Origin of the sequence: Nonomuraea sp. NPDC048826 (genome assembly GCF_043198225.1) — a bacterium.
Taxonomy (GTDB): Bacteria; Actinomycetota; Actinomycetes; order Streptosporangiales; family Streptosporangiaceae; genus Nonomuraea.
In genome coordinates, this window is sequence record NZ_JBICUQ010000016.1 from 77812 (window position 1) to 97616 (window position 19805).

A 19805-nucleotide genomic window follows, 5' to 3' on the forward strand; every position below is an offset into this window, starting at 1 on the left:
CGCGGTCCTTTCCCCTACCTCCCTCCCCGGATTGGAGGCACGTGGTGTGCCTGTCTAACCAGCCCGGCCCGCGCCCGCTGCCGGTGCCCCGAGCCCAGGCGCTCATCTCCGACGTGCAGGCGATCGAGAACATCTACCGCACCCTGCTGGCCGCCTACGGCAACTGGGGGCCGGGCACCCTCGCCGACATCAGCGCCATCATCGCTGCCACCGGCCGCAGCATCGTCGCCGTCGAAGCGATCACCGCCGACATGATCGAGGACGCCGTCACCGGCTGGCCGATCGCCCACATCCAGGCCAACCAGGTCACTGGCTACGTCCGCCAACTGCTGGACGGCGGCATCCTGGTCGAGCTGTACACCCGCGACCAGCGCGCCGGCCGGCAGCTACGCGTCACCCTCGACGGGCACCTCCTGCACGGCCCGCCACCCACCTCCTCCACCCCGGCGGCCGAGGCGAGATGAGCGCCACCACCGGTCCGCGAGCGGACGCCCGAGCGCCACGCGAGGCCGGCTACGACCCGCCGCACGCCGTCCCCACCGCCCACGGCCGCTACTACGCCGACCCCGCCACCGGCGCCATGCTCGTCTCCGTCACCAACGTGCTCAGCCAGCTCGCCAAGCACGCGCTCGCCCCCGCCGCCGCCAAGTACACCGCCGAGTGGTTCGCCGAGCACCTGCCCGAAGCGCTTCGCGCCGCCGCCGACCCGGCTGACCTCGACGCCTTCATCAAACGCGCCAAAGCCGCCTACCTCGACGAATGGGAACGACGGATGCTGCTCGGCAGCCGCGTCCACCGCCAGGCCGAAGCCGTCAACCTCGGCGCCCCCATCGCCCCCGACCCCGAAGCCGAACCATTCCTCGACAGCTACCGGCAATGGCTGACCGACTTCGGCGTCGACATCGCGGCCGACGTCATCGCGGCCGAGTGCACGATGCTCAACCGCCGCCTCGGCTACGCCGGCACCAGCGACCTGTGGGTCAACCTCCGCTTCCCGTCCCCGACCTCACCCCTGGTGCCCCGCTACCGGCCACGCTCGGTGCCGGCCGACCCGCTGCCCACCCCCTCCGGGCTGTGGCTGATCGACATCAAGACCAGCCTCAAGCACCCGGCCTCCACCGTGTGGGACGACTTCCCGCTGCAACTGGCCGCACTGCGCCGCGCGACGGTGGCGCTCGTGTGCCCGCCGCAGTGCCGGTACGGAGCCAGCGAGGGCCACGACGCGAGCCATGAGTTCGTTGTCCCCGACTTCGCCGGCACCGCGGTGCTCAACTTGCGCACCGACCGCTACGGGTTCATCCCGCTGGCCGCCGACGACCACGCCTTCGCCGCCTTCCGCGGGCTCCAGCCGGTCACCTCCTACCTGCACCACATCGACCTGCGCGGCCGAAAGCCCATCCAACCCCCGACCAGAAAGGACGCCTGATGCCGATCCACCCCCGCATGTTCGAACGGATGAAACGCCGGCAGCGCGCCCACTGGCCCGACGGGCACATCCGCATCGGCGACAGCGTCCCCACCGAGCACGGCATACGCCCGCGCAAACTGTCCACCTTCCGCTTCACCTCCGCTTCCCGCCCGCTCATCGAGGCCGCCGCCCACCTGTACGGCGGAACCGTCACCGAGATGACCCGCGGCATGGACAAATGGCAGGTCACCACCACCGCCGACGAGATCCCCGTACTGCTGCCGCCGCACTCGGTCACCCAGTGGATGGAGTACTGGGACGGCCCCTACTGCGAACGCCGCTGCGACGGCGAGACTATCGAACAAAAGTCGGGGCGGCCCTGCCTGTGCCGGGCGGAAGGCAGGCTGCGATGCACGGTCAAAACCCGCCTGTCGGTCCTGCTGCAGGACGTGCCCAGCCTGGGCACCTGGCTCCTGGCCAGCTCCGGCCTGAACGCCGCCGAGGACCTGCCCGACCGGGCCGCCTTCATCGAACGCGCCGGCGACTACATCGACGCCGTCCTGCTCGTCACCGAGGCCCGCACGCTCAAGGACGGCAAACCCGTCACCTTCCCGGTACCGCGACTACGCGTAGAGGGCATCTCACCACGCCAGCTGATGACCGGCACCGTGCCCGACCGCTCACACCTGGCCCGCCGAAACGCACCCGAACTACCCCGCGGCCACAACCCCCAGTCACCCGACGCCCCCGACGACGGCGATCCGCCCGGCCAGACGCTGCCGGACTACCTCGCACTGGCCGCCGCCGCGACCACGCCCGAACGGATCCGCGACATCTGGCATCAGGCACTCGAAGCCGGACACCTCACCCCAGAACTGCGCACCGTGCTCAACACCGTCGGCGCCGCGCTCACAGCCCGCCGGCACCACAAGCCGACCAGCCCCCAAGACGTCGACGAGGCACCCGTTGGAAAGCGCGAGCCCTCCGAGCCGACTGTCGCAGAACCAGCTCCGGCCCAGAGCGATGCCAACCTGGCACCCACCCCACAGACACTGGCCGAATGGCTGCGTCACCAGATCCTCCACAGCTGGCCAGGCGGCCTCAAGGAACTGCACCACACCTTCCACGCGATGACCGGCACTACGATGCGACGGGCCAATCTCGACCAACTACAGACCTTCGCCGCCACCCTGCACCGGCAGCTCGCCGGCGAACAGGACCACGAGATCGTCGACGCCGACCTTGTCGAAGACCATCAGGCTCCCCATCCCACGGCCGAACGGCCACGCCAGGACCCACGATAAAGGGAATCGCCATGACCACCGACTTTCCCAGCGGTTTCGCCACCGAGAGGCGGCCTGGCGGGGCTTCGACCGCATCACCGCCATCAAACCCGCCCGGACCTTGGCGAACGCTGGTGGCAATCCCATTACCGCAGCCGGTGCCGAGCGGGCTGCTGCTACCCTGGCCAGGTCGCCCTCGCCGCCGGCGGCAATTGGCTCATGGACATCCGAGACCAGCAGATGTCCATGGACGGCATCCCCGTCACCGAGGTCGACCTCTGGGCCGTACCATATTCGCTCCGGCAGTACATGCTCGCCATTGACGACGACCCCGCACCTCGTACGGCACATGCGAGGCAGGCGAGTCATCCACGTCAGCCACCGAGCGGCCCACCTCATCGGGCTCGACCCCGAAGCCGACCACCACGACGACGGTGGGCTATTCGGGTCCGACAACACGCGCGAAGCCCTGGAGCGGCTCATTACCCAGCAGATCGGCCCCGCTCGTAGACGCCCGTCATCCACAACCCACCTGTCGAGAATTGCGTGAGCGTACGAGTCGACCTGTGTTGACCTCAGGTCCTTCTCGTGGACACGCGACCCACCGGCTCACCCCACGGGCGTGGGGAACGGGCCCCGAGCGGCGGGGGAGGGCTTCTCCTCAACGGCTCACCCCCACGGGCGTGGGGAACGGGTAATCCAGCGGCGTCCCCACCCGGCCGATGACGGCTCACCCCCACGGGCGTGGGGAACGGGGGATCTTGAGTGTGTCGATCGCGGCGGCGAACGGCTCACCCCCACGGGCGTGGGGAACGGACCAGGGCGCGGCGCCTCGCGAGCTTGTCCGCCGGCTCACCCCCACGGGCGTGGGGAACGGATCACCGCCGGGATCATCGCCCCGGATGGTGGCGGCTCACCCCCACGGGCGTGGGGAACGGCAATGTCAACAAGTGGGGGCATCTGCGCTATTCGGCTCACCCCCACGGGCGTGGGGAACGGGCCGTGAACACCCGCGCGGCCAGCCGCAGCCCCGGCTCACCCCCACGGGCGTGAGGAACGGTCGACGGTGAGGCGGTGTTGCTGGCCTGCTGGCGGCTCACCCCCACGGGCGTGGGGAACGGCTCAGCGCCCGCCAGCAGCGGGCCCAGCAGACCGGCTCACCCCCACGGGCGTGGGGAACGGTCGTCTCTGGAGACGGCGACATCCGCGTACACCGGCTCACCCCCACGGGCGTGGGGAACGGTGTGCGCGGCTATGGTCGCACCATGTCTGCGCCGGCTCACCCCCACGGGCGTGGGGAACGGCCCTCTGAGCCCATAACGGAGGAGGAGGAAGGCTCACCCCCACGGGCGTGGGGAACGGCGGTGACGGGAAGCATGGCCACCCCCTCACGCCGGCTCACCCCCACGGGCGTGGGGAACGGTCCGGCTCCCCCTGTGGCGGCAGGGGGTCAGATGGCTCACCCCCACGGGCGTGGGGAACGGGTGCGGCCGTTCTTGCGCACGGCGGCGGTCGCCGGCTCACCCCCACGGGCGTGGGGAACGGCTGAGGGGCGATACCGCCCCGGTGTTCGTGATCGGCTCACCCCCACGGGCGTGGGGAACGGGCCGGCGATGCTGCCAGTCAGGCCCCAGTCGACGGCTCACCCCCACGGGCGTGGGGAACGGACGGGGATGTCCGCCGTCGACCCGCCGGACACCGGCTCACCCCCACGGGCGTGGGGAACGGGGATCCCCGGACCAGTGAATGTGCTGGACGCCCGGCTCACCCCCACGGGCGTGGGGAACGGGGCGGACGGGCTAGCATCGATCTTGGCCACCGCGGCTCACCCCCACGGGCGTGGGGAACGGTCCGACGCGCTGCTCGTGACCGTGGAGCAGCACGGCTCACCCCCACGGGCGTGGGGAACGGCGGGGCGAGCGGGCTGAGGACGGTTTCGCCTGTGGCTCACCCCCACGGGCGTGGGGAACGGCCAGAGATGACCTTGCGCAGGTGGTCGACGCTCGGCTCACCCCCACGGGCGTGGGGAACGGGGCACCGCGACACCCGGCCAGCCGCTCACCTACGGCTCACCCCCACGGGCGTGGGGAACGGGCGACACCTCCAGACTACGCCGAAGCGACGCGCGGCTCACCCCCACGGGCGTGGGGAACGGGCTTGCTGATCTGCTAAAAAGCCGGTGACCTGGGCATTTCTAGAGTGTCGGTGTTGTCGGCGTTGATGGCGGGCGGCCTCGCAGGACTGCCACTGCTGACGTTCATGGTTGAGGGGGAAGCTCAGGAAGGAAGCGAATGAGCTGGAGGCCGTCGAAGTCGGTCACATCGCGGCGGCGCTCGCCCGCAGTGCGGATGGTGAAGCCCTGCTCGTTGTCGTCCGGGTGCAGGCATACAGCGGCACCATCGACGATGCACTGGCTGACGGCTGACCAGAGCTGGTCACGGACTCGCGCTGAAACCGTCCCCACGTACAGCCCCGGTGCCGGTTCGATGAGCCAGCGGGACAAGGCGCCGCGTACATGATCGGGGACGGCGGTCGTCGAAATAACGATCATGGATGCCATGAGTCACGTCTTCTTCCGGCCAGGGTCACCAGCTACCGCTACCAGGGAATCTCGACGTCGCCGGCGGCTTCGTCGCCATAGTTGACCCCCGCCGGGAGAGAGCCGAGGTCGGGATCCCATAGGTGAACGATGTCGGTGGCGCCGTCTTGGGCGGACGGCTGAGCTACATCGGGCGCGATCATCCTCTGGACGTCTGGAACGATGCTGGACATGAGTTTGTACAGGCGGAACTCCTCCCGGAGCCGCATCCGGGCCTCTCGCTCCGGCCGCATGGAGCCGGTTAGGGAGAAGGCGAGCGGGATGGTGATCTTCGCCTTGTACAGGTCGGCGATGTCGTACACGAAGGCCATCTGGGTGCCGGAGTGGATGAAGCCGAGAGCCGGTGAACAGCCGAGCGCCAGCACGGCCGCGTGGACGACGCCGTAGAGAGCGGCGTTGGCCGCCGACAACGCCAGGTTCACCGGATCTTGGTCATCCCAGGCGGCGGGATCATAGTTGCGGCGAAAACGCGTGATCCCGTGCTTGGTGGCCAGCATCCGGTAGAGAGCCTTGACCCGCTGCCCCTCCAAGCCCCGCAACTGGGCGAGCCCGGCACCAGATGGCGCTGTGCCGAAGCGGTGCTGGTACATCCGGACGGCCACGCGCAAGCGCTCGTCCTCGTCCGCCCAGGCACGCGCCTGATGCTCCAGCCATTCGGTAGTGAGCTGGGCGGGCAAGATCCCGGCGTAGGACCGTACGCCGCCCGCGCCGACGCATACCAGCGATGTGCCATGGCGTGCGAAGGTGGCAAGGGCCGGCTGAGTGATGGACGTGCCGGGACCGAGCAGGACACAGGCCAGCGACGCCGCTGGCAGGTAGACTCGCTCGATTCCCCGCGGTGATTCGACTTGGGCGCACACGCCGGTGTCGTCCTGAACGATCCGGACGCTCTCCATGTAGAGAAACGACAGCGAGTCGGAGATACGGGGGAGCATGGCCAATGTCGGCTGGCCCAGGCGCCGCTTGGCTCCGGAAGGCGCGCTCATCAGGTGGCCAGCGGAGCGATGCTGAGCAGGCCGCAGCCGTAGGCCTTGCCGCGACCGATGCCCTTCAGCACAGCTTGCCGGACCAACTCTGGATCTTTGATCAGCGCGATGCCGTCGAACCGGGTGGCCGCGTGCCGTACGCCGTCTTTGCCCTTGCTGCGGACATCAGGCAGAGAGGTGGAGATCAGAGTCTTGAGGATCAACCCGTTTCCTTCGGCGCGGGCATGCCACCACTGGTCGGCTTCAGGTCCCCGCAGGGAGACCAGCTTGCCGGGACGATCGGAGTTTCGGCCCAGCCGCTTGGCGGTGTTGGCGATGATCCGGTAGCGGATCCCCATGTTGGTGTTGAGGGCATCCAGCAGGGGAGTCAGGTCGCGTACGGCAAGAGATCCGTACTGCTGGGGCAGCCGGGTGGTGTCGATGGGCATGCCGGTTTGGATGAGCAGGTGCGGCCCGACCGTTCCTGTCTCGTCGTAGCGGTACAGGACGCCGGCCTTGGCACGGGCCTGGTCGCCGAGGCCGTCGGGAACCAGGGACATGACGCGCTTGTGCAGGGCTTCGGCGTCGCGCAGGTCCCGCTGGGCGGCGTGGCTACGGGGTTCAGGGACGATCCGGGTCAGCCATGTGGTCACGGTGTCCCTCCGGCGTAGTTGTACAGGGCGTCCTGGTACTTCCGTCCCCGGCCCAGCCAGAGGTCCTGGGGAACGGAGAGCGGGATGATGCTGACGGTTCGCAGACGGTAGCGGCGTTCAAGCGGGGCGAAGCTGACTGGCACGTCCGCGAGTTCGGCGATCGAGGCCGCTTCCGGGTGGGCCCCTTCGCGGACGAAGTCGACCTGCGCGCCTTCCTGGTAGGTGCGGCAGACGGGGACGCGTTCGGCGAGCTCCACGAATGGGTCCTGGACCCGGCGCAGTAGCAGGGGCGGATCGGGCGGGCAGGATCGGCGACCCAGATACGGTTGCCAGCAGGGTCGTTCGAGCCGCTCCGCCAGGGTGTCGATCGTGTCCTTCGGGCCTGTCACGCCGACGACAAAGACGGCGTCGGCGAGGTAGTGCCGGCGGGTGACGATGGTGGCCGTCTCGACGCTGCGCCTGCCGCCTTCAGCGGTGGGCACGGTCTGGTGGCGGGCTCGCCCACCGCCCACTGTGTGGAAGTCCATCGTGGGGATCCCAGGCCGGTCGATGCGGACCGTGAAGGTCAGATCGTCGAAACGGGACAAGTCATCTCCGCGCCGCATGCCGTGGGCGCCGGCGAACAGGCCGATCAACCCCGACCTCGTGGGGAAACGCTGCGTGTCGCGGTCGGTGAAGGCACTGTGCTCACCCCAGGACTGCAACGGTCCGCCCAGGCGCAGCACCAACCCGCTCACGCGCTCGACTCCGCCGGGTAGGCGGCCATCACTGCGTGCTGGATGAGGCTGCCATATGAAGGGTCTTTGTCGCCGAGTCCGGCCAGTTCCTTGGGGTCGATGGTCGCGTGGCCGTGCCGCACCAGGCTGTCCTGCCCCCACAACGCGTGCAGCCGCTGAGCGTAGGAGGCCAGCGCGTCTCGTGAGCGTGCCGCGTACCCGCCCTCGCCTGTGAGCTTGATGGGGATCTCAAAGGCGGGTGCCAGCGAGATCGGCCTGTCAGCTCGGACGGCGATGTAGGCGAGGTCGGGGACGGTGCTGGCAGCTGTGGAGTTCTGCTTGCCGGAGGGTAGGGCGGAGATGAAGGCTGTCAGAAAGGCGCTGGTGAGCTCGGCGGCGGCGGTGCGGTCATCGAGGTTGTTCATCAGGCCGGTGAGGTCGATGCTGGCGTAGCGGTAGAAGACTCCGGAGGAGAACTCGGCGGAGTTCATATGGCCGCTGCCGCGCATCTCGCCCGGGTTCAGGTCGTCGACCGCCGTGAAGAAGTCGACCTCGGTGCTCGTGCCGTGAGTGGTGAAGGCGTGAGCGAACTGCACCGCGCCGTCCACTTCGGCGCTGGGGAGTTCGGCCAGCATCCGGCCGAACAGATTGATCACTCCGTTGCGGCGGGACAGCAGCTCAGCGATGCGGGCGGCGGGCAGCACCGGGACGGGTTTCTTCTTGCCGACCTGCTCCTGGATCTGGTCACGGTGCTCGACCGCCAGGTCAGCCAGCTCGTCGAGTGCGGAAGTCGGCAGGTACAGCAGCACGGAGGTGACTCCGTCACTCTCGACCTTCAGGCCCTTACCCGCCGAGAGAACCACCTGCTGGCCGGCGGCTGCGGCCAGCTCAGAGGGCCAGCCGCGATCAGTGAGCCGATTGGCCACCTGCTCAGGGATGCGCCGCGTACGGGCTGCCGGATCGCCCAGGGCGTTCTCGACGTCGAAGCGTACGGCGCGCTTCCAGCTCTGACTGCTGACTCGCGTACGGCTCACACCTCCGTAAACCACGCTCTTGGGGGATCCAAGATCATCCCGGTTGATGTTGCTGTAGGGCAGGGTCTGCAGAACGTGGATGTCGATGAATCGGGCCGTGGTCACTGGTCCTCGCCTTCGCTCTTCTGCTTGTTCTTCACGCGCTTGGTCTTCTCGTCGTGCACCTTGCGGTAGTAGTCCTGCAGCCACCTCTTGGTGACGAGGTCGCGCTGGCGCCCCCAGCGCGCCAGGTCGATAGTGAGCCGCGTCCAACTGACCGGCAGGAGTTCCGCGCGCAGCGTCGCGATCAGGCGGGGCAGGTGCCGGTGGATACCGTCGAGATCCTGGCGGCACATCAGATGCAGCCGGGCCTCCATCGTCTTCTCACGCAGCTCGTCGGCACCCACCGCGCGACCCAGCGTGGCCCCCAGACTCTCCATCTGATCAACGGGGACGGCGTCGTCAGCCTGGTCCTGCTCAGACTCTTCCGCTTCGTCCTCGTCTGAGCCTGTGGTGTTGTCCCGGGCGTCACGCGGCTGAGCGGCGATCATGGAGGCGACAGCGTAGAACGCCCGCTCCGTCGCCTGGTCACAGCCCGTAGGCAGGACGGGCGCCACCACCATGTGAGCCGCGCGAACCGCGGGATCTTCCGGTGATTTCCCGAGCGCCCGGCGAAGGGCGACCCTGCGACGCTTGTCCGGATAGGACAGCGTCTTGATCGCCTCGTCCACCAGTTTCGTCGCCTGCCGCTGGAGGGGGGTGTCATCAGCCATCTGCTCTCCTTGACGGTGCCGGCTTGCGGGCGGCGAAGATCAGGCCCCGCGCCCGCTCGATGGCTCGCCGCGCGCGCGGGGCGCTGCCGGCTTTTTCGGTGATCTCCTCGTAGACCTGCAATGCCACCTTGATGAAGTCCATGGCCGGCTCATCGAAGTCACGGCTGAAGACCTTGCGCCAGAACTCCTGCTCCGCGCGCGGCCAGTAGCGCGCGTCTCCCTGGCCTCTCCAGGGACCGGCCGGGATATCGGAGCGGATCGGAGGACCGTTGCCGTTCGACGGGTCGTTGATCGCCACCCAGGCGCTGCGCAACGCCGAACCGAGGTGCCGCCCGACCTTCTCCGCGGCTAGCCTCACCCGGCTCACGCCCATGGCGCTCTGGGAATCCTTCAGCAGGGACAGGATGGCGGGCGTGGCGGCCGTGAACCACTGACGATCACGCGTCTGGCCATCCTGGTCGAATCCGAAGGCCCGTACTCGCAGGTCGTCCAGCAGGTCAAACGGCAGGTTCTCAGCCTGATCCAGCACCTGCGGCTGGCGGGCGTGCTCCTCGCCGACATCATGCAGGAGGAGCGCGTCCACATCCCGCCACAGCGCCCGCTCGCTGCGCGCGCCTCTGGCGTAGAGGTCTCCGGTCTTGTTCTCCTGATAGATCAGGTACGGGTCGCGCACCGTGGCCGTGGGCTGCCGCCAGGCCCAGGTGATCCACGCATCGTCGACCAGGCCATCCTTCTGGGACAGCAGGACCGCGTGCCTGAACCGGCCGGTCAGCACCCCCGCTATTCCCACCGGAGGCGGAGGCAGTCCGAGCGGGTCGGGCAGATCGTCTCGCTCCCAAGGCGCCAGGTCATCCTGCACGGGCCGGCTTCCCGGATAGGGGATACCTACCACCAGGGATTCGAAGACCGTACGGCCCAGTGGATGAAAGGAGATCGTTCCACGCAGTGGACCGGCGGTGCTGTTGGCCTCGCTCCTGCCGTTGACCGTGCGGCTCGTACACCGCCCAGACGGGCCGTAGTACAGCTGTGCCAGCAGGTACCAGACCGCTTCCTCGGGCGGGATCGGCCGGGCCTCGAGGTCCGTGTGGTGATCGAACCACACCTGGTTGTTCCCCGCGGGCCGCGACAGGACGAGCTTGTTGATCCCGGAAGTCTTGGCGCATTCCTCAGCCAGTCGCGGATCCTGGAGGAACGGTCGTTCGCCATGTAAGAGATCGAATCGATCCTGATAGCGGCTGAGGTAGGAGGACTCGTCCGCCTTGAACCTGCCGGCATCAAGCACGGACTCCCGGCGGCTTTCCCACTCATCGAAGCTGGCGGGCCTGTCCAGGCCGGTGAGTCGAGCCGCGAAGACCGTCAGGACACGCCATAGCCCGGCGCCCGCCGGCGCCAAAGGGGCCACGATGTCTTCGAGTTCGTGGGCCCGCGTGAGCAGTTCCCGGATCCCGACCGCGGCTCTGGGACGGACGGGAATCCAATCACGATTCAGCAGGTCGTAGCCATGGCGCATAGGTGCTCCCTTGAACTCAGGCATGAGCGGTTATCTGCAGGCCGAGGTCGGGGTGGAGGAGGAACTCCCGCTGGCCGACCCAACCGGTGGCGGATCGGTCCGCACCGATCCGGAGAGAGACGAGCGCAAGGTCCCGAAGCCAGGCGCTGTCCCTCCAACTGGACGGTGGGTCGTTGGCGGCGTCGCGGCCTGCGAGCATGGAGGAGCGGAGCGGGATGGTTTCCGCGAGGATCTCCTTGATCACTTGGCGGGAAAGCTTGGTGGTGTCGGGCAGCTTGGTAGTGCAGGCCTCGTCGAGGTAGAGCGAGCCATCCGGCCCCTGATAGACACAGAGGACGCGGGTTGAGTCCGCGCCCAGGCGGGTGGCGACAAGGTCCTCCTGAGCGTCAGAGGATGTGAGCTGGTGAAGCCCGGAAACCTCGTCCGGAGACGGGATAGCGATCATGTCCGCTATCCCTTCCTCGGCGATCTCCTTGCCGATCCATTCCAGGTCCTCCTCGCTCAGCTCGCCGTTGGCGAAGCTGTCGTCGTAGACCTGCTCCACGAGCTTTTGGACGTCGTCAGGGATGGTGATCTCATCGTCGGTGATCTCGTGATCGGTGCGGCGCAGCAAGGAGGGCGAGTAGATGAACGGCCACGAGCGCGGCAGCACCAGTTCGCCTTTCTCGTCACTCGGTCTCAGGACGACCAGTCGCCGTCCGGCCGCCCACGCAGACCGCAGCCGCCCCGCGTGACGCTGGCACCGTCCGGCTCGCTGCAACAGCAGCGCGACGGGAGCGAGATCACTGATCACAAGGTCAAAATCGAGGTCCAGGGATTGCTCGATGACTTGGGTGGCAACCACGACCGCTTTCGGGCGGTGACCACATCTGTCCGAGGGCTGACAGATCTCGCACTTGCCGAACTTGCGGGTGATCTCACTGGTGATCTCTTCACGGCGACGTGCGGGGAAACGGGCGTGCAGGAGAGTCAACTCGGGGGCCTGCGGCAAGGTGTCGAACCAGTCGCGCAAGAACAGGTACGTCTGCTGAGCCTCGGCGACGGTGTTGCAGACGACGCCAGCGCAGCCGCCCTCGTCGACCAGCGGCGCCAGCACGTCGCGTAGCACTTGGGAACGATCCAGAGCGGATGACCGCACCGGGACCAGTCGCTGCTCGACATGCAATGTGCTTGGCTCGATCTCGATCTCGAAGGGCGAGATCTTTCCAGTGGCCGCGTCGGCGAAGGTCCAGCCCGGGTACGGGATAGGCGGCAGTGCTATCCCGCTGCGGCCGGCACCTTCCAGGTAGGAGGACACCAGGCGGGCCGCGATCCGTGTGGGCAACGTGGCCGACATCAGAACGACCGGCACTCCCAGCCGTCCGAGCCAGACCAACGCCTTGGCCAGCAACTTCTGCATGTAGGCGTCATAGGCGTGGACCTCGTCGACAATGAGCACCTTGCCGGCCAGGCCGAGCATCCGTAGCGGCATGTGTTTGAGGGGCAGCACGGTCAGCAGGACCTGGTCAATTGTTCCGACCGACATCGGAGCCAGCAGGCCGCGCTTCTTGCCGTGCAGCCAGTCCGGCGCCGTCACGCTCGCGTCATCGCTGATCACCGTGGTGTCGACACCCTCGGCCGTGTAGGCGTCGTTGAGCCACGCCATGCTGTGCAGCAGCGTGAGCGCTGCGTCGTCCTCGGCCCGGCTCTCGCCGTACGCCCGTGCTCTGCCGTACATCTGGTCGGTCGTCGCCATCGTGGGGAGCGCGAAAAGGAAGCCCGGAGTGCCGCTGGCCTGCCCGAGCAGACGCGCGCCGTGAAAGGCGACCTCGGTCTTGCCGATGCCCATGGGGGCGGTCACTAGGAACAGGCCTGGACCGCCCGTGAGAAGAGTAGGCAGGTGCTCGGCGACCGAGTGTTGCAACGCGTTCGGGCGTTCGATATGGGAGAACTCGTCGGCGAAGCTCGCACTGCGGAACCGTACGGGGCGAAGGCCTGCGGCATTGATCAAAGAGGGGGAGAGCCGTAGTGAGTCTTCGTAGTGTCGGCGGAGACCGCTGGTATCGGCGGGTATCTGTGGCAGGCGTTGCTTCAGATAATCGTCCTGGCTGACCAGCCAGTCGGCCAGGATGACGATCCCGCAAGCGAGAGCGGCTGCTTCCGCGCTGAGCGATGCGGGCGCTGGTGGTGGCTCCGTAATTTCACTGACGGTACGGAAGAGGGCTTCGCGTTGAGCTTCCCACTTCCCATCGCCTAATTCCGCGAGGACTTCTGTCGGTTTGAACCGGCATTCTCGGTGGTCTCTTGCGCTGAACCGTCCGTGATGTCCACCCAGTAACTGCGCTATGAGGAAGGCAGGGTCTTTAGGGCGGCGTGCGCCATAGCCCAAGCGGGCGAACGGTTGGCTGAGCCAGACATGAGCGGCATATTCATGACGACGCTTCTCACCGATCGCCTCTGGGTAGCCGCTGAGGCGACTGAATTGTGTGACATCCATGCTCTGGAAGCAAGCCATGCACTTGCCGATGTCGTGCAGTCCTGCCCAGAAAGCCACCAGTTGCCCAGCGGCGTCAGCTTTGGTGCCGATAGCGTCTGCTATGCGCCGTTTCAGATTGGGGGAGAGGTAGTCATGCCACAGAACGTGCGCCATGGCGGCAGCATCGAGCAGATGACAGACGAGCGGATAGGATTTAGGTAAATTGCGTGACTTGCCCCAGATGAGCATGTCTACCGCTTCGTGCTCCACGTGCCCTAGTTTCACCAATCTCCCCGATTGTCTGTTTATCCCATGGATTCGTGGCAGTAGCGCGGAGGGAGCTTACGGGATGGCAAGTGGTTCCGCTAGATGCACTCGCATCTTGAAATGGAGCGTTCCTGTAGCGACTTGGCTCAAGCGCACGCTTTCCATGCTGCCGGCTGAGAAATGGCGACAAACACCGACATTCACATCGCCGCAGGTCGGGGCTATCCTGGCTGCTCAGGAAGGGTGGTCCCCACGCCCGTGGGGGTGAACCCTGTGGGGCGGTCCTGGTCGGGTGGGGGCTCGGGTGGTCCCCACGCCCGTGGGGGTGAACCGCGCTGGACTGTCACCGGCGAGGCAGGCCACCGGTGGTCCCCACGCCCGTGGGGGTGAACCGAGCTGGTAGACGTCCGACCCGAACATGCCGAAGTGGTCCCCACGCCCGTGGGGGTGAACCGTGTCACCAGCGTTCTCGGGCTTGGCTACCTCGGTGGTCCCCACGCCCGTGGGGGTGAACCGGCCGCGCCATCGGTGCGGTCGAGCAGCACCGCGTGGTCCCCACGCCCGTGGGGGTGAACCGGTCACCTCGGCCGCGTTCAGCCGCCGGTCCTGGTGGTCCCCACGCCCGTGGGGGTGAACCGTTGAGCCCCGTCCGCTCGGGGTGGATGGTTGGGTGGTCCCCACGCCCGTGGGGGTGAACCGCCGAAACGGCCACCCGCAAGCTGCGCGACTCCGTGGTCCCCACGCCCGTGGGGGTGAACCGCGACAGGACTCAACTACAAGCTCGTCTCGGACGTGGTCCCCACGCCCGTGGGGGTGAACCGTGGGTCTGGTCGGGCTCAGACAGGTTGATCACGTGGTCCCCACGCCCGTGGGGGTGAACCGGTTGCCGAGCTAAAGAGCGGGACCCTCTTCTCGTGGTCCCCACGCCCGTGGGGGTGAACCGGCCCCTCCCCGTTGCCCATAAGGGGAGAGTCCGTGGTCCCCACGCCCGTGGGGGTGAACCATCTCGGCCATCCGCTCCAGCCTCTTGGCCACCGTGGTCCCCACGCCCGTGGGGGTGAACCGGTCACGGCTGTCGTGACCGATGTGGAGGTGCTGTGGTCCCCACGCCCGTGGGGGTGAACCGGATGCGTCCTCGTCTCGTCGCTGCCGCTGTCGGTGGTCCCCACGCCCGTGGGGGTGAACCGTCGCCGGCTCTACCCCACGGAGCCCATCAAGCGTGGTCCCCACGCCCGTGGGGGTGAACCGGACCTGGAGGTGGAGCAGATACCGCCGCTCATGTGGTCCCCACGCCCGTGGGGGTGAACCGCTTCCATGCCTTCTCGGGCACTCCCTTAGAGGGTGGTCCCCACGCCCGTGGGGGTGAACCTCGGCTGCGCGGCCGCGGCCACGCTGGTCGCCGGTGGTCCCCACGCCCGTGGGGGTGAACCGGCTCCGGCGAACTTCAATCCGCTGGAATGGAAGTGGTCCCCACGCCCGTGGGGGTGAACCGTTGTTGTCCGCCCCTCTGGTGAGCGCCGTGAGGTGGTCCCCACGCCCGTGGGGGTGAACCGCCTCTTGCGCGGTCTTGTACTCGTGAGCTGAGGTGGTCCCCACGCCCGTGGGGGTGAACCTTGCAGGTTGCGCTGGCTGATGTTCGCGTAGGTGTGGTCCCCACGCCCGTGGGGGTGAACCGGCCCTGAGGTGGTGGGTGCCGACGATGCGACCGTGGTCCCCACGCCCGTGGGGGTGAACCGGGGTGGAGGGCGATACGCTACAGCTCTCGACGGTGGTCCCCACGCCCGTGGGGGTGAACCGTTCTGGAGTGGCTGCGTGGCTGACATCCCCATGTGGTCCCCACGCCCGTGGGGGTGAACCGCGACGTGCCCCGATGAAACCGGGATCTCCGGGGTGGTCCCCACGCCCGTGGGGGTGAACCGATGGTGTCGGCTGGTAATCCGACCCTGGCGGCGTGGTCCCCACGCCCGTGGGGGTGAACCGACGAACCCCGCAGCATCATCGGGCTGCTGCGAGTGGTCCCCACGCCCGTGGGGGTGAACCGAAGTCGTACATCTCATTGCGTCGATCCCAACTGTGGTCCCCACGCCCGTGGGGGTGAACCGGAGGCCGCCCTGAAGCTGGACACCTCCCGGACGTGGTCCCCACGCCCGTGGGGGTGAACCGGAGAACCGATCTTGAGCACCATCCGCATTGTCGTGGTCCCCACGCCCGTGGGGGTGAACCAGGCGACGGTGGCCTTGAACGTGCTGCCGGGCTGTGGTCCCCACGCCCGTGGGGGTGAACCGGACCGTGGCCTGCACCGGTACAACACGGTGGAGTGGTCCCCACGCCCGTGGGGGTGAACCGCGGCGCTCGAACGAACCGAAGCCGATGATCTGGTGGTCCCCACGCCCGTGGGGGTGAACCGGACAGCCTGGCGATGCTCGCCCACCTGGCCGAGTGGTCCCCACGCCCGTGGGGGTGAACCGACGACAGGACCGCCATCCAGCGTGGTGTGGCAGTGGTCCCCACGCCCGTGGGGGTGAACCGAGCAGGGATGGCTGCCCAAGCCCCTGAGCAACGTGGTCCCCACGCCCGTGGGGGTGAACCGACGACAGGACCGCCATCCAGCGTGGTGTGGCAGTGGTCCCCACGCCCGTGGGGGTGAACCGCCGCCCCGCGACCGGCGGCTGGATCGCCGCCTGTGGTCCCCACGCCCGTGGGGGTGAACCGTCGTGCTTGTGCAGCGGGATGACGTTCGCGTCGTGATCCCTACGCCCGTGGGGGTGAACCGTGATGAGGAGGCGGGAATGCGACCGCTGCTGAGTGGTCCCCACGCCCGTGGGGTGAACCGGCGACTGAGCGAGGGTCTCAGGCATCCACGCCGTGGTCCCCACGCCCGTGGGGGTGAACCCGTGGCCACGGGCGCCCACTACGGGAGCAGGGAGTGGTTTCCACGCCCGTGGGGATGGTCCCAGCCGGATGTTAACGCGTGCCGGGTCGGTGAGCGTATGGCTCTTCGCTGCGGCTGGACGCGCGCGAACCGGATGGCCATCGCCCGAGCAGCCTGGGAGTTGAAGTCGACCAGCTCCGGTGACAGCACCACCGCGGCGTAGTCGCTGCCGGGCCCGGGACGCGGCTGGAGTCCTGGGCCAGCCGGGTGCGGATGCGCTCTTGCAGCGCGCCGACCGTGCCCAGGCCCAGAGGGCATGAGCATCCGCCCATGGCGTGAAAATCCCCACAGCTATACGCGGGCCTCCACGATCAGCGTCCCCACATTCTCCGGTCTCGGAGCGTCCTCCACCCACGCGCGCACCTCACGGAACCCCGTCCCGGTCAGCATCCGCGCCCACACGTCCGGCTCGTACGTCCACCGGTAGATCCACACCTGCGCACCGGTGAAGCCCGCCCCGTACATGCCCTGTACGCCGGCGGTGCCCGGTACGACGGGCGCGCACGAGAACACCAGCTTGCCGCCAGGAGCCAGGCGCGCACGCACGAGCGGCATCCACTGGTCAGGGTCGGTGAACCAGAGTGCCCCGAAGATGGAGTAGATCGCCTCCCAGCGGCGCTCGCTGCTGGTGAGGAAGGCGATCGCGTCCGCGTGCACGAAGTGGGCGTTCGGCAGGTGCCCCCACTGCTGGCGAGCGCCCTCGATCTGCACGGGCGACAGATCCACGCCGGTCGCGTCGATGCCTTTGGTGGCCAGCGCGGCGACAGCGTGGCCGCGGCTGGAGCCGAGTTCCAGCGCCGTGGCCGGATCGCCGAGCAGTTCGTCGCCGGGGCCGTGGCCTTCGTACTGAGTCCAGCCGAACGCGTTCTTCAGCGCGGTCTGCGGCGCGTCGGTCTTGCGGATGCCGGTGGCGTAACGGTCCCAGTAGGCGACACGATCGGTGACGGCGGGCCGGTCGGGCTCGGTGGGCATGGCGGGCACCTAGGTACGCGAGGGACAGGACCAGCGTCACGCTAGCGCGCCGCCCTCAATGCTCGCCGGAGAACCACCCACTCCATGCCCGCGCGTGGCGAGGGGCCGGAACGCGTGACGCTCCCGGCCCTCACGCCGTTCAGACGCGGGTCAGTGGCAGTCGGTGCCAGGCGCGCACGGCGTGCACTTGGCGTAGTCGGCCTCCCACAGCGACCAGTCCACCTCGAAGCCGTTACCCGCCACGACGTGCGCGGTCTTTTGCACCGAACCGTCGACCTTGAACGCGATCTCGGGGACATGGTGCAGGAACTCGCCGTTGAAGTACTTGGCGCAGAAAGCGGCGTAGTTGCGCGTGTCGAGGATGAAGCCGTGCACGGCGCGGTCGATCAGCGGGCCGCAGCCGATCTCCAGCCGCTGTCCCCACTTCTCCATAGCGGTGATGAGGTACGCGATCGCCTGGCCGAAGACCCGTTCGGCCATGACCTTGTCCCATGGGTGGTCGCGGACGAGGAGCGCGATCTGGCGCTCCCACACGTCCGGGTCGACGAACGAGCGGGGGTCACGCCATCCGCCCTGCGGTGCCTGGTAGCGCTCAGGGGTGGTGGCCGTCATTGAGGCCCTCCTGGGGTGAGAATGATCGCCACCTCCGCTGCCGGTCTGCGCAACTGGGCGGCTCCCCTCCACCGTCCGGCAGGGGCGGCGTACGCATCAATGCCGGTGTAGGTCCGCAACATTGCCTCCTGCGGCAATGTCGCCCGCGTAGCGGCGCGCCTACGGTGGGAGAGGCGGTGGTGCAGTGGGAGGCATCAGCATGGCCGCACTCAGCCGAGCCCGGCGAGCGGAGCTGCTGCGCGCTGCCGGTGACATCCGCAGGCGCGGGCAGCGCGCCGGGTGGATGGTCGACCAAATCGCTCACGCCATCTGCGCCGCGCTTCCGCAGGTGGCGCCGTTGGAAGCATGGCGGCTCGCCTACGGCTGGTCCAGGCCGCAGGCGATCAACAGCATCGCCGCCCTGTACGTGGAGCAGGACCTGGCGCCGCCTGCGCTCAACTCCGCCATGCTGTGCCGGTGGGAACACGGCACGATCGCGGTCGGGCCCGAGTACGCGGGACTGCTCTGCACCCTGTACGGGACAACAGCGGACAAGCTGGGACTGCCGAAGCGGACTTCGATGATGCTCCTCCAACCCGGCGCCGGATCGGGGTACCGTGCTCCGCATTGGAGGCACGCGATGACCGACGACCAGTCCGCCGCCCTCACCGTCGTAGGCGAATCCGTCCAGCTCGCGGTGGAGACCGATGGGCCCGCGGGCGGCCCGGCCACCCGCGACGCGCTGGAGGCGGCGGTGCGCTACTACGCGCTGCGCTACTCCTCCTTCCCGCCCGCGGTCCTCGCCGCCGAAGTGCACCGCACCCGCACGCTGATCACCCAGATGCTGCGCCGGCCGCAGGCTGACGCAGACCGTGCCGAACTGCGCCGCCTGGCCGGCTGGATGTCCGCGCTCGTCGGCAACACCGCCTTCCACCTGGCCGACTACGCGGCCGCGCAGATCCACTTCGCCACCGCCGCACGCCTGGGCGCCACCGTCGATGACCACGACCTGATCTGCTGGACGCTGGGCGCGCACGCCATGACCGCGTACACCCAAGACCGCTATCAGGACGCCCTCGATCTGGCCGGCGAGGCACTCGAATACGCCGCCACTCCGCTGCGCCGGGCCCAGATCATCGCCTGGGGGCAGCTGCGCGCCACCGCCGCGTTCGGCCCGTCGCGCCGCTCGGACGCCGCCCGGCTGACAGGCCGCGCGCAGGACGAGATGGCGGCTGACCCGCGCGGCGACCAACCGGGCCGATTCGGATTCGACGCCGCCGAACTGCTGTTGCATCTGGGCGAGGCGGCCCTGCTCGTCGGCGACCCCGTCCAGGCTCTCGCGCACGCCCGTGCCTCCCAGGACCACATCCCGCACGGCCGGCCCGGGTGGGCGGCGGCCCTCTTGCTGCAAGCACGCGCCGAAGCCGCCAGGCGCCGCTGGGCCGACGCCGCCGCACTAGCGAGCCAGGTGCTCGACACCATCCCGGCGCAGTCCCTGCGCGAAACGGCCCGCATGCGACTGCGCGCCCTCGATCGCGAGCTCACCGCGGCAGGCGATCCCGGCAGGGAAGCCCGCGCCCTGCACGACCGGATCGCCGCGCTACCTCGCCTCGCGGGCATCAGCCAGAGCAGCGACGAACCCAACGGCACCGTCTAGGAGGCCGGCCG

General features: G+C 68.5%; 14 protein-coding genes and 2 CRISPR repeat arrays. Of the genes, 4 read left to right on the plus strand and 10 right to left on the minus strand.

Annotation, left to right across the window (positions count from 1 at the left end; all coding sequences use genetic code 11):
• Positions 1-44: 44 nt before the first annotated feature.
• Genes ACGFI7_RS40705 through ACGFI7_RS40715 form a run of 3 tightly spaced genes read left to right on the plus strand, consistent with a single transcriptional unit; the run spans position 45 to position 2712 of the window.
• Positions 45-464: a hypothetical protein gene (locus ACGFI7_RS40705; RefSeq protein WP_393414848.1), complete on the plus strand. Its 420-nt coding sequence runs from the start codon at positions 45-47 to the stop codon at positions 462-464.
• A complete protein-coding gene (locus tag ACGFI7_RS40710) occupies positions 461-1426 on the plus strand; it encodes a hypothetical protein (RefSeq protein ID WP_393414851.1) in 966 nt (321 codons plus the stop codon). Before ACGFI7_RS40705 ends, ACGFI7_RS40710 begins: the two co-directional genes overlap by 4 nt.
• Positions 1426-2712 (plus strand): hypothetical protein, encoded by a 1287-nt coding sequence (locus ACGFI7_RS40715; protein ID WP_393414854.1) that lies wholly within the window; start codon positions 1426-1428, stop codon positions 2710-2712. The genes ACGFI7_RS40710 and ACGFI7_RS40715 overlap by 1 nt, the downstream gene beginning before the upstream one ends.
• Before the next feature lie 584 nt (positions 2713-3296).
• Positions 3297-4846: a CRISPR direct-repeat array (repeat unit 29 nt; unit sequence CGGCTCACCCCCACGGGCGTGGGGAACGG).
• Between the two features lie 102 nt (positions 4847-4948).
• Here the strand turns inward: ACGFI7_RS40715 and cas2e are convergent.
• The 10 genes from cas2e to ACGFI7_RS40765 form a co-directional block, all read right to left on the minus strand.
• Entirely contained in the window at positions 4949-5251 is a 303-nt protein-coding gene (gene cas2e / locus ACGFI7_RS40720; RefSeq protein ID WP_393414857.1) for a type I-E CRISPR-associated endoribonuclease Cas2e, read from the minus strand.
• 38 nt (positions 5252-5289) lie between these two features.
• Positions 5290-6276 (minus strand): type I-E CRISPR-associated endonuclease Cas1e, encoded by a 987-nt coding sequence (gene cas1e / locus ACGFI7_RS40725; RefSeq protein ID WP_393414860.1) that lies wholly within the window; start codon positions 6274-6276, stop codon positions 5290-5292.
• Positions 6276-6908 (minus strand): type I-E CRISPR-associated protein Cas6/Cse3/CasE, encoded by a 633-nt coding sequence (gene cas6e / locus ACGFI7_RS40730; protein WP_393414863.1) that lies wholly within the window; start codon positions 6906-6908, stop codon positions 6276-6278. Before cas6e ends, cas1e begins: the two co-directional genes overlap by 1 nt.
• On the minus strand, positions 6905-7645 hold the full coding sequence (gene cas5e, locus ACGFI7_RS40735; RefSeq protein WP_393414866.1) for a type I-E CRISPR-associated protein Cas5/CasD: 741 nt from the start codon (positions 7643-7645) through the stop codon (positions 6905-6907). The genes cas6e and cas5e overlap by 4 nt, the downstream gene beginning before the upstream one ends.
• Positions 7642-8763 carry a type I-E CRISPR-associated protein Cas7/Cse4/CasC gene (gene cas7e / locus ACGFI7_RS40740; protein WP_393414869.1) on the minus strand — a complete coding sequence of 374 codons (1122 nt, stop codon included), beginning with the start codon at positions 8761-8763 and terminating at the stop codon, positions 7642-7644. Before cas7e ends, cas5e begins: the two co-directional genes overlap by 4 nt.
• Complete coding sequence (gene casB, locus ACGFI7_RS40745) at positions 8760-9410, minus strand: type I-E CRISPR-associated protein Cse2/CasB (RefSeq protein ID WP_393414872.1); 651 nt, start codon at positions 9408-9410, stop codon at positions 8760-8762. Before casB ends, cas7e begins: the two co-directional genes overlap by 4 nt.
• Complete coding sequence (gene casA, locus ACGFI7_RS40750; RefSeq protein ID WP_393414875.1) at positions 9403-10920, minus strand: type I-E CRISPR-associated protein Cse1/CasA; 1518 nt, start codon at positions 10918-10920, stop codon at positions 9403-9405. Before casA ends, casB begins: the two co-directional genes overlap by 8 nt.
• Positions 10921-10936: 16 nt before the next feature.
• Positions 10937-13645, minus strand: coding sequence for a CRISPR-associated helicase Cas3' (cas3, locus tag ACGFI7_RS40755; RefSeq protein ID WP_393414878.1), 2709 nt, complete (start codon positions 13643-13645; stop codon positions 10937-10939).
• Between the two features lie 240 nt (positions 13646-13885).
• Positions 13886-16597: direct repeats of the CRISPR family, unit length 29 nt; unit sequence GTGGTCCCCACGCCCGTGGGGGTGAACCG.
• A gap of 268 nt (positions 16598-16865) precedes the next feature.
• The gene (locus ACGFI7_RS40760; RefSeq protein ID WP_393414881.1) at positions 16866-17546 is read right to left on the minus strand and encodes a class I SAM-dependent methyltransferase; all 681 of its coding nucleotides are present in this window, start codon (positions 17544-17546) and stop codon (positions 16866-16868) included.
• A gap of 150 nt (positions 17547-17696) precedes the next feature.
• Positions 17697-18158 carry a glycine-rich domain-containing protein gene (locus tag ACGFI7_RS40765; protein ID WP_393414884.1) on the minus strand — a complete coding sequence of 154 codons (462 nt, stop codon included), beginning with the start codon at positions 18156-18158 and terminating at the stop codon, positions 17697-17699.
• A gap of 199 nt (positions 18159-18357) precedes the next feature.
• Between ACGFI7_RS40765 and ACGFI7_RS40770 the strand changes: the two genes are divergently transcribed.
• On the plus strand, positions 18358-19794 hold the full coding sequence (locus ACGFI7_RS40770; RefSeq protein ID WP_393414887.1) for a tetratricopeptide repeat protein: 1437 nt from the start codon (positions 18358-18360) through the stop codon (positions 19792-19794).
• The last annotated feature ends 11 nt before the right edge of the window (positions 19795-19805 follow it).

What these genes read in the sequence shown, in the direction of transcription:
- ACGFI7_RS40710 (WP_393414851.1), top strand. Translation starts at nt 461, where the DNA reads ATGAGCGCCACCACCGGTCCGCGAGCGGACGCCCGAGCGCCACGCGAG.
- ACGFI7_RS40715 (WP_393414854.1), top strand. Translation starts at nt 1,426, where the DNA reads ATGCCGATCCACCCCCGCATGTTCGAACGGATGAAACGCCGGCAGCGC.
- cas2e (WP_393414857.1), bottom strand. Translation starts at nt 5,251, where the DNA reads ATGGCATCCATGATCGTTATTTCGACGACCGCCGTCCCCGATCATGTA.
- cas1e (WP_393414860.1), bottom strand. Translation starts at nt 6,276, where the DNA reads ATGAGCGCGCCTTCCGGAGCCAAGCGGCGCCTGGGCCAGCCGACATTG.
- casB (WP_393414872.1), bottom strand. Translation starts at nt 9,410, where the DNA reads ATGGCTGATGACACCCCCCTCCAGCGGCAGGCGACGAAACTGGTGGAC.
- casA (WP_393414875.1), bottom strand. Translation starts at nt 10,920, where the DNA reads ATGCGCCATGGCTACGACCTGCTGAATCGTGATTGGATTCCCGTCCGT.
- ACGFI7_RS40760 (WP_393414881.1), bottom strand. Translation starts at nt 17,546, where the DNA reads ATGCCCACCGAGCCCGACCGGCCCGCCGTCACCGATCGTGTCGCCTAC.
- ACGFI7_RS40765 (WP_393414884.1), bottom strand. Translation starts at nt 18,158, where the DNA reads ATGACGGCCACCACCCCTGAGCGCTACCAGGCACCGCAGGGCGGATGG.
- ACGFI7_RS40770 (WP_393414887.1), top strand. Translation starts at nt 18,358, where the DNA reads ATGGCCGCACTCAGCCGAGCCCGGCGAGCGGAGCTGCTGCGCGCTGCC.